This is a genomic window from uncultured Parabacteroides sp., assembly GCF_905196875.1.
Lineage (GTDB): Bacteria > Bacteroidota > Bacteroidia > Bacteroidales > Tannerellaceae > Parabacteroides.
Genome location: NZ_CAJJWO010000114.1, coordinates 1 through 10561, shown reverse-complemented (window position 1 = coordinate 10561; position 10561 = coordinate 1). Strand labels below are relative to the sequence as shown.

The following is a 10561-nucleotide window of genomic DNA, read 5'->3' as shown; positions in this document are numbered from 1 at the left end:
AACCTTTATAAAACAAAAAAGGCCATCTTCAATGAAGATTGGCTGTCTGTGAAGATGGCCTTTTTTGTTTTATAAAGGTTTCAATCTTTGTATCCGTGGAAAAAGGCTTATCTTTGTACTTCGTAAATGTAAATGCTCCGATAAATAATATGAAAAGAATATTCTGCCCCAAATGTGATAATCAGTTATCGTTCGATGAAACCAAGTATCCGGATGGACAAGTACTGGCTTTTGTGTGTCCTCAATGCGGATCGCAATTTAAGATAAAGCTGGGAAGAAAGACAGTCCGTACTGAGTCCGGCCAGGAGAAAGAGGTGAAGGAACCGGATTTTTCTTGTGGCTATATCACTGTAATAGAAAATACGTTTGGTTTTAAGCAAGATCTGCCGTTGGTTTTGGGAGATAATATGATTGGGCGTAGAAATAAAGATACGGAAGGTGTGGATGTCCCTATTATTACCAGCGATCCGAGTGTGGGACGCAAACACTGTATAATCAATGTAAAACAGAACAAGGAAGGTCAGTTTATTTATACCTTGCGTGATAACCAAAGTATGACTGGCACGTTCCTTCGCAGCGTTATCTTAGGAAAAAAGGAACAGGTACGGATTGGTGAAGGTGCGATTGTAACCATGGGTGCCACAACATTTATACTTCATACGGCTAACAAGGAGGAGGAAGATGAATTTTAAATAAACTTTAGACGCTGTACCGGAGTGAAAATAGTCTCTTACATCAGGGCGATAAGGGAGATAGGGGGAATTGGCGTAGGTTTCGGGAGAGATGGATACAAGATTTCCTTTCATCTCCGGCACAGTTCTAAAGTTTAGTTCTCATTATTCATGCTCTTTGTTTAGTTGTTCAACGATAAAACAACTATAAGGCCGTTTGGCTCACGGTTGTTTACGTAAAGAATCAAAAAGATCTGAAAGAAAAGTTTTGTTAAAATGATGCGCTATTGCGGTACTGACATTAAATAATAAGGGCTGGAGGAGTGTTCTTGGATACAAATCTAAATGTTAATTGATAGAATTTTACATCTTGAAAAACCACTGTTTTTTCAATTTTCCCAACAAATACGTTCAGTAAATAAATATCCGGTTGTTAGCGAGCCTTCGTTTTTATTATGTATTTTTGCGGTTCAATAGGCAAAAAGGTTACAAATGGGACAAAATAAGGTAGAGTCGGCAAGTGGGATTACCTTCCGGATTTTAGTGGCGTTAAGTATATCGCATTGTATAAATGATTCGTTACAATCTGTCATTACAGCTGTATATCCGTTATTTAAAGATGATCTGGCACTAAATTTTGCTCAGATTGGTTTGATTACGCTGGTTTATCAATCTGCAGCCTCCGTGTTTCAGCCGCTTACCGGATTATATTTCGACAAAAAACCTTCTCCGTGGTCTTTGCCTATCGGTATGAGTTTTACATTGATCGGTTTGCTTAGCCTTGCCTTTGCAAATTCTTTATCCTGGGTCTTGTGCTCTGTTGCTTTGATAGGAGTTGGTTCGTCGATATTCCATCCGGAAGCTTCACGGTTAACTTCGTTGGCCTCAGGAGGGAAAAGGGGATTGGCACAATCATTATTCCAGGTGGGCGGAAACCTGGGAGGATCGTTGGGGCCGTTATTGGTTGCTATCCTGGTAGCTCCTTACGGACGCAGTCATATTGCTTTATTTTCAATTCTGGCTTTTATTGCTATCCTGATCATGACATATGTAGGGCGATGGTATAAAGGATTGCTTCAGCGGTTTAAACGTGAGGATACTGGTTCTTCGAAACGTCATATCGAGATGCCCTTGCCATTGGGTAAAACAATTTTCTCTATTTCCATCCTGCTGGTTCTTATCTTTTCTAAATATATTTATATGGCGAGCCTGAACAGTTACTATACTTTCTATCTGATAGAGAAGTTTGGGGTGAGCGTGCAATCTTCGCAGTTGTTCCTGTTTGTCTTTCTGATAGCTACAGCTTTAGGAACACTGATGGGCGGTCCGATAGGGGATAAGGTAGGACGCAAATATGTTATTTGGGCATCTATTCTCGGGGCGGCTCCTTTTTCGTTGGTAATGCCGCATGTACATAGTTTATACCTGACGGCTGTCCTGAGTTTTTGTGTCGGCTTGACTTTGTCTTCTGCATTTCCGGCTATTCTGGTATATGCCCAGGAGTTGTTACCTTATAAGTTAGGACTTATTTCCGGTTTATTCTTTGGTTTTGCTTTTGGTGTAGCAGGGATTGCATCGGCTGTGTTGGGTAATCTGGCCGACCATTATGGCATCGAGACCGTTTACAATGTTTGTGCTTATATGCCACTGATCGGGCTGGTCACCTGGTTTTTACCGGACTTGAAGAAAGCCTCTAAAAAAGGAAGTTAGCCTGCTGAACAATCCCGGAGAGGGCTTTGTTATTAATCAAAAATTCGCTCGAACTAAATTTAAACGCATTTATGATTAATAACTTAACGCATTTCAGTATTGGCTTGCTATTCTTTTTTCCTGCCGTTACTTTTGCCCAGATAGAGACGGTCGATCTGAGTCTGGAACAGTCGATGGAACTGCTTCAGAAGGAGAACAGGAGTATCCGGATAGCAGGTAAAGAGGTGGAACTGGCTAAAAACGAACATCAGAAGCTGAACTCTTTCTGGTATCCTTCCGTCAGTGCGGCCGGTGCCTTTGTACATATGTCGAATCCGGTGGAGGTGAAGCAGCCATTGGATCAATTTACCGATCCGGCAAAAGATTTTGTTCATTCCATCATCCCCGACGATCTGTTTATCTCTTCTATTCTGGACAAGATCGGACAGAATACATTGACCCTTCCGCTTATTTCACAGAATATCACTTCTATCGATGCAAATGTCACCTGGCCTCTTTTTACAGGCGGGAAACGTATTTTCGCGAATAAGATCGGAAAGACGATGGTCAATATCGCCGAAGTCAACCGGGAACAGGTAAATGCCAACCAACAATCGTTATTGATTGAAAGCTATTTCGGGTTACGTCTTGGGCAGCGGGTGGTCGCTGTAAAGGAAGAAACTTACAACTCACTGAAAACGCATTACGACCAGGCTCTTAAACTGGAACAGAACGGAATGATAAACCGTGCCGAACGCCTTTTCGCCCAGGTTAGCATGGATGAGGCGAAACGGGAATTGGAATCGTCCCGCAAAGATTTGGAAGTAGCCCAGCAGGCATTAAAAAGTCTTCTGAATATGGAAGAAGAGAAAGATATTAGTACAACGACCTCCCTCTTTATCAATACAAATATTCCTTCCGCCGATTATTTTAAAGAAATGGTCCCTGCTAATAACTATCTGGTCAACCAATTAAAACTGCAAGAGAATATCGCCGGAAATGAATTAAAGATCGGTCGTTCCGGTTATGTGCCTACAATCGCTTTGTTCGGTAAACAGACGCTTTATTCGCATGGAGTGGATAAATACCTGATGCCTCGTACGATGGTAGGTATAGGCTTTACCTGGAACATATTCGACGGACTGAACCGGGAAAAGAAGATACGGCAGGCTCGCCTCACCAGTCAGACGTTGGCTATCGGAAAAGATAAAGCGGTGACGGACCTGAAGGTAGGAGTCGATAAGTATTACACCCAATTACAAAATGCACTCGATAATGTAAAAGCCTTGAATACAACGCTTGAAATGAGTAACGAGCTGGTGCGTATCCGGCAGAAATCCTTCCAGGAAGGAATGGCTACATCTACCGAAGTTGTAGATGCGGAAGTAATGCTTTCAAAGGTGAAGACTGCCTTTCTGCTGGCCTATTACCAATATGATGTCGCATTAATCAACCTTCTGTCTATCTGTGGCATCCCGGAGGCATTCCATCAATACCGGTTAGAGGGTACGACTGAGATCATATAGGAAATATTGAATCAACAATAAACACAAATAAATAATTATGGACAACACAAAGAAATACCTGACGATCTCCTTTATAGTGGTACTGATCGCCGTAATAATCATATCCGGTGTCGGAATGCTTTTACTGCAAAAGAAGCCGGTTATCCTGCAAGGGCAAATTGAAGCTACCGAAATACGCATATCCGGTAAATTGCCCGGACGTATTGATACCTTTTTAGTGAAAGAAGGACAAAATGTAAAGGCCGGCGATACACTCGTGGTTATCAACAGTCCCGAAGCAATGGCGAAGTACCAGCAAGTAAATGCTTTGGAGAATATCGCCAAATTCCAGAATCAAAAGGTTGATGAGGGAACCCGGAAGCAGATCGTAGCATCCGTAGAACAGTTATGGAACAAATCGAAATCAGACCTCCGGCTGGCAAAAACAACTTACGACCGTATTACAGCCCTTTATAAAGACAGCGTAGTCACCTCCCAACGAAAAGACGAAGTGGAAGCACTCTATAACGCCGCCGTTGCCAACGAACGGGCTTGCTATAATGAATATCAGATGGCTCTCGACGGTGCCCGGATACAGGATAAGGAAAGTGCTCGTTCACTGGTTACGGCAGCACAGGGAACAGTCAACGAAGTCGAAGCCCTTCTGCAAGACGCCCGCCTGGTAGCTCCCGAATCCGGTCAGATCTCCACTATTTTCCCGAAGCGGGGTGAATTGGTAGGGGCCGGCATGCCGATCATGAACCTGGTGGTACTTGACGATGTGCATGTAGTCCTGAATGTGCGTGAAGACCGTCTGCCGCTCTTTAAAATGGGAAGCACATTTAAAGCGGATGTACCTGCAATCGCGACAAAAGGTATTGAATTCAAGATTAACTATGTTAGTCCGCTGGGTAGCTTCGCCACCTGGAAGTCGACGAAGCAGACAGGAAGTTACGATCTGCGGACGTTCGAGATCCATGCCTTGCCGGTAAAACCGGTCGACGGATTACGTCCGGGCATGTCTGTCCTGCTTAATTTGGGAGAACAATAACCGGCATCATCTATGAATAGTAATAAACAACATAGTCCTTTTTACAATGTACTTCGCCGCGAATTGCATCGGATGGTTTCGCGCAGGCTCTATTTCGGGGTCTGCATCGTGTTGCCGCTGTTCTGTATCTTCTTCATGTCTACGATCTTCGGAAACGGGCAGATGGAGAATATTCCGGTAGGCATTGTAGACCAGGACCAGACAGCCTTGTCGCGTGAAGTAGTCCGTCAGGTCGAAGCCGTTCCCACCTTCCGGGTGACACGGCATTATGTCGATGCCGAGACGGCCCGTAAAGCGACACAGGCGAAAGAAATATACGGTTATCTGGTAATCCCGAATCAATTCGAAGCAGACGTGACGGGTGGGAGACAGGCTACCTTATCCTACTATTATCATTATGCCTTGTTGAGCGTAGGCGGTGAGGTGAGAGGCGCTTTCGAGAATGTGCTGCGGACGCTCTCCATGTCGCCGATCGTTTCAGAAGCCGTTGCGATGGGAATTAATCAGAAGCAGGTAACGACTTTCCTGCTACCGATCGAGGCACAGAACCACCCGCTGTATAATCCCGATCTCGATTACTCGGTTTACCTGAGCAATCCGTTCTTTTTTATCTTCTTCCAGGTAATCATCCTGTTGACTACGGTGTATGCCGTCGGTAGCGAACTGAAATTCCATACCGGCGACGAGTGGCTGGCAACGGCCGATATGAACATGGTCACCGCCCTTTTCGGGAAACTGTTACCTTACACCATCATCTTTTCCCTGATGAGTATCCTCGGTAACTACGTGATGTTCGGCCCTATGAATATCCCTTTCTCCTGTGGGTTCTGGCCATTGAATCTGACTTCGGTCCTGTTCGTGATCGCTACCCAGGCGCTGGCCGTTTTCCTGTTCTCCCTCTTTCCGACGATCAGTATCATTATCAGTATCGTGTCGATGGTCGGGTCGTTGGGAGCCACTTTGTCGGGGGTAACTTTTCCGGCTCCGGCCATGTATGCTCCGGTCTATTATACATCGTTTCTGTTTCCGGTACGTCATTTTGTGGAGATCAATCAAAATCTTTTGTACGGCGATTATGGGTTTGCCTATACCTGGTGGAATTTCAGTGCGCTGTTCTGTTTCATCCTGGTGGCTTTCCTGTTGGTGCCGCATTTAAAAAGAGCAATTTTAAGTCATAAGTATGAAAATATCAAATAACATAAAGGCAGGTCTGAGTAGTATATCCGCCATCATCCGGAATGAGTTCAAGACCATTTCGGGCAGTTTTGCCATCGTGCTGGTGTTGATGGGAGGCATTTTCATGTACGGTCTGTTATATAATTACATGTATGCTCCCGACGTGGTGCGCAATGTCCCGGTCGTTGTGGTGGACAATTCGAAGACGGAGTTGAGCCGCGAATATATCCGCCTATTGAATGCAACGCCACAGGTAGATGTGATAGCTACCGGCGAAGATTTTCCGCAGGCGAAGGAGTTGATGAAACGCGACGAGGCAGCTGGTATCTTATACCTGCCGCACGATTTCACCGACCGTGTTTCGCGTGGCGACGAGTCCGTCTTTATCATGTATGAAACGACCAGTGCCTTCCTTTATTATCTGTCGATACAGGAAGCATCGGCCGGTTCTATGCTGGCACTCAACGACCGTTACCGCCCGGAAATGCTGGTGTTCCTTCCCGCCGGGGATGCGGAGCAACTGGCATCCCTGCAGCCGATCGATGTGGCGGGTACGGCTTTGTATAACTACACGGAAGGCTATGGAACTTACCTGATACCGGCCGTGCTGATCGTCATTATGTTTCAGACATTATTGATGGTGATCGGTATGGTCAGCGGAGAGGAGCGGCAGTTTAAATTATTGCAGGCATATCGCCCGACCCTTGCGCAATCCGGACGGCTGGTGATCGGAAAGACATTTGTCTATATGCTGTTGTATGCTGTCTTCTCCCTTTTTTTATTAGGATTGATACCGCTTATCTTCGACCTGCCGGATATAGGAAATGTATGGAACATCGTTATGTTGCTGATCCCCTTTCTGATGGCGACCAGCTTCTTCGGCCTGACGGCATCCATAGTCTTTACCGACTCGGACGCTCCTCTGTTGATGATCGCCTTCTTCTCCGTCGGCCTGATCTTTCTTTCCGGCGTATCCTATCCGTTGGAACTGATGCCCTGGTACTGGAAGTTGTCGCATTTCCTGATCCCGGCTGCACCGGCAACGTTGGCCTATGTGAAGCTCAATTCGATGGGGGCTTCGATGGCGGAGATACATACGGAATATATTACACTATGGATACAGTGCGTCGTTTATTTCGTGCTGTCATGCCTGGTGTACCGATATAATATAAGGAAATCTCATCGTTGATATTGCTATTTATTGTTTAGCTTATAATGTGTTGATAATTAATAGGATAATATGGTTAGACGATGCTTGAAAAAATAAGGGACTTTTGAAAACAAAAGTCCCTTATTTCGTGTTCAAAAGTCCTGTCTTTACATTTCAAAACACCCTTCTTTTATTTGTACCCCAATTATTGCATCTGTCTGATGCGTATATCTATTGTACTGCTTTTGAGTCCCTCCTTCAGTTCCTCGATCTTCGTATCACCATAATGATAGGGATAAAGAACTTTCGGTGAAAACATTTTCGCTGCATGAATGGCCTGCGGCACAGTCATTGTATAAGGTTGATTTACCGGGAGGAAAGCGATATCTATATCTTTTAATTCTTTCAACTCGGGGATATCTTCGGTATCTCCGGCGATGTAAACGCGGGTTCCGCCCAGTGTCAGGATATAGCCGTTATCCCGATGGCGGGGATGGAACTTCTCATGTCCGGGCGTCGTGTTGTAAGCAGGAACAGCTTCGATGTCCATGTAATCGACAGGTGTCAGTTTATCTCCATTCTTCATGACGGTTCCTTTCCCGAGGATTCTACTACTGGCTTCATTTGTAATTAGTAATGTACCGTTCTTTTCCAAGGCGCTGATCGCCTTGGGGTCCAGATGATTGCCATGTTCGTGTGTGATCAGTATGATGTCTGCTTTGGGAAATACCGAATAATCGGCATATTCGGAAACTGGGTCTACCTGTATATGATGCCCATTGAAGGTAAGTTCTAAGCTACCATGTTTGATAAACGTAATAACAAGCTCTCCTCCATCTTTAGTAATGAACTTGTCAGTCTCGAAAGACTTACCCGATGCAAAGAATGCTACTGATAAACTACACATAAGGAATAAAATTTTAAGTTTCATAAGCGGATAAATTTATACTCAGACAATATGTACAAAGATAATAAAGTATTACATTTGTCGGCATATCTGATAACATGAGAAAAGAAATGAAACGAACACTATTACTACTTATTTTAATTTGTTGCCATTTACTACCGGCAACTGCACAGAAAAACGCCCCTAAATGGATGGATAAAAGTAAAAAGGCCGTTGTTTTAATCACCACATACGGAAAAGACGGAGCTAAACTAACCTCGGGAACAGGTTTCTTTGTTTCCGAAACAGGTGATATCCTCGCAGCTTACGATCTGTTTAAGGGTGCAGAAAGGGCAACCGCAACCGATACGGAAGGTAAAACGTATCCGGTGACGACCATTATCGGGGCCGACGAACTCTACGACGTTATAAAAGTGAAAGCTGAAACACCTAAGAAAGTTCAGTTTCTCCCGATCGCATCCGATCCGTTGACTGTGGGGACGGAAGCTTACTTATTGTCTTACGGTACTGCTAAAAATGCAGTCTTTGCACAAGGCGCAATCACTGAAGTCAGCAAGTTGAAAGATCCTTACAGTTATTATAAGTTATCGATACCTTTGCAGAATGACCAGGTGAACTCGCCGATACTCAATGCCGAAGGTCAGGTATTCGGGCTGGCACAGGCGGATGCTACCGGTAAAAAAGATATTTCGTATGCCGTTTCAGCTTCTTACGTCAATAGCCTGGCTATTGCATCAACCGATTTCCTGAATACGGTATATAATAGTATCGGTATAAAAAAAGCATGGCCTGCCGACGTGGAACAAGCGCAGGTCGCTTTATTTCTGAAAGGTAGCACACAGGATCCTAAAAGCTATCTGGAAACATTGAATGATTTTATCGCCACTTTTCCGAATTCGGCAGACGGCTATCTGAACCGTGCCTCTCACTATGCCAGCCGTCGGGCGGAACTGGCTTCAACACCTGCCGAACAGGCTAAATATCTGAAGATGGCTTTGGAAGATATCGACACAGCATCAAAGTATAGCGATAAGAAAGGCGATGTCTATTACAATCAGGCTAAACTGATCTATAACGTAGCCGCCGGCGATACTACCTTGACCGATCCGACTTGGTCCGTACAAGCAGCGCAGGAAACTATTCAGAAAGCGATTCAGGAAGAAGACCTCCCTGTCTATCATCAACTATCCGGTGATATTTATTTCTATCAGCGGGAATTCGAGCAGGCTTATAACGAATATATGATCGTAAACAACAGTGATCTGGCTTCGCCTACATCTTTCTACTGGGCTGCTAAGGCAAAGGAAAATATTACAGGTTTCAATATCGGTGATATCATTGCCCTTTTAGACGGTGCGATCGATAAATGCGGTTTGCCGCTTACCTCCGAGGCCGGTCCTTATATTCTCGAACGTATCGACTGGAAACTGCGCCTGTCTCAGTATGATGCAGCTATTGCCGACTACGATTTGTATTATAAAGCGATGAATGGAGATGTAGGCAGCAGCTTCTACTATTATCGCGAACAGGCTAAATTCCGTTCCGAAGACCTGGAAGGAGCTTTGGCCGACATCAAAGAAGCCATTCGCCTGAGTCCGGATGTTCCCGATTATCGTGCCGAAGAGGCTTCCGTCTATGTACGCATGAAAAACTATAACGACGCATTGACCAGTATCGACAATGCCTTGAAAGTAGCTCCCGACTTTGCCGCCTGCTACCGTCTGAAAGGTATCTGCTATGTACGCCTGGAGAAGAAAGCAGAAGCTTGCGAAGCCCTGAACAAAGCAAAAGAACTGGGTGATCCGTTGGCTGAAAGACTGATAAAAGAACATTGTAAATAAGTACCGGATATGAATAAGATAAAAGGTGTTTTCATGGTAGCCATGCTGGGGTTATCTCTGCTGGTAACAGCAGGTTGCCAGGGTCAGTCAAAGCAAAAAGAGATGAATCAAAAAGGGGTCGAGCCAAAAGCGCAAACCTCTGTCAATACAACTCTTTACGACAAAACATTACCGGAAATAAAAGAGCTGGTAAATGGTAAATGGGAATTAGTCAGCGGTCAGAATGCCCGCGAAACCTGCGAGTTTGAAAATACTTTCATCCTTTTCAACGGTGATAAATATGTCTGGACAGAAGACAACAAAGACGAACCCGGCGACCTGAACTGGCGGAAATCCGACACCGGTGCCGGTTACGATGCATATCAGATGGATGTCTTTTATGCAACAAACCCTTCATACCCATTATCTATAAAAGGAGATACATTATATATCCAGGACTGCACGGAGACAGCCTATAAATATACGTTGGTAAGACGGTAGGGGAGATGTAGAAAGAAGCCTCGAAACTAGAAAGTTTTGAACCTACTTTTGGCTTGATCCAAAAGTAGTCAAAAGATCAAGGCTGCACCTG

General features: G+C 44.7%; 9 protein-coding genes. 8 read left to right on the top strand and 1 reads right to left on the bottom strand.

Annotated features, from left to right (window positions below):
• The first annotated feature begins 149 nt into the window (after positions 1-149).
• The 6 genes from QZ076_RS21300 (at position 150) to QZ076_RS21275 (ending at position 7281) form a co-directional block, all read left to right on the top strand.
• Positions 150-692 (top strand): FHA domain-containing protein, encoded by a 543-nt coding sequence (locus QZ076_RS21300; RefSeq protein WP_293717121.1) that lies wholly within the window; start codon positions 150-152, stop codon positions 690-692.
• A 471-nt stretch (positions 693-1163) separates the two neighbouring features.
• Positions 1164-2381 carry an MFS transporter gene (locus QZ076_RS21295; protein ID WP_293717120.1) on the top strand — a complete coding sequence of 406 codons (1218 nt, stop codon included), beginning with the start codon at positions 1164-1166 and terminating at the stop codon, positions 2379-2381.
• A 71-nt stretch (positions 2382-2452) separates the two neighbouring features.
• Positions 2453-3886 (top strand): TolC family protein, encoded by a 1434-nt coding sequence (locus QZ076_RS21290; RefSeq protein WP_293717119.1) that lies wholly within the window; start codon positions 2453-2455, stop codon positions 3884-3886.
• A gap of 37 nt (positions 3887-3923) precedes the next feature.
• Positions 3924-4916: an efflux RND transporter periplasmic adaptor subunit gene (locus tag QZ076_RS21285; protein ID WP_293717118.1), complete on the top strand. Its 993-nt coding sequence runs from the start codon at positions 3924-3926 to the stop codon at positions 4914-4916.
• A gap of 12 nt (positions 4917-4928) precedes the next feature.
• Positions 4929-6113: an ABC transporter permease gene (locus QZ076_RS21280; RefSeq protein WP_293717117.1), complete on the top strand. Its 1185-nt coding sequence runs from the start codon at positions 4929-4931 to the stop codon at positions 6111-6113.
• On the top strand, positions 6097-7281 hold the full coding sequence (locus QZ076_RS21275) for an ABC transporter permease (protein ID WP_293717116.1): 1185 nt from the start codon (positions 6097-6099) through the stop codon (positions 7279-7281). The genes QZ076_RS21280 and QZ076_RS21275 overlap by 17 nt, the downstream gene beginning before the upstream one ends.
• 166 nt (positions 7282-7447) lie before the next feature.
• On the opposite strand, the gene QZ076_RS21270 is transcribed toward QZ076_RS21275, so the two are convergent.
• On the bottom strand, positions 7448-8173 hold the full coding sequence (locus QZ076_RS21270; protein ID WP_293717115.1) for an MBL fold metallo-hydrolase: 726 nt from the start codon (positions 8171-8173) through the stop codon (positions 7448-7450).
• A gap of 86 nt (positions 8174-8259) precedes the next feature.
• On the opposite strand from QZ076_RS21270, the gene QZ076_RS21265 reads away from it, so the two are divergent.
• A complete protein-coding gene (locus tag QZ076_RS21265; protein WP_293717114.1) occupies positions 8260-9990 on the top strand; it encodes a serine protease in 1731 nt (576 codons plus the stop codon).
• A 9-nt stretch (positions 9991-9999) separates the two neighbouring features.
• Positions 10000-10470: a hypothetical protein gene (locus tag QZ076_RS21260; RefSeq protein WP_293717113.1), complete on the top strand. Its 471-nt coding sequence runs from the start codon at positions 10000-10002 to the stop codon at positions 10468-10470.
• Positions 10471-10561: the final 91 nt, after the last annotated feature.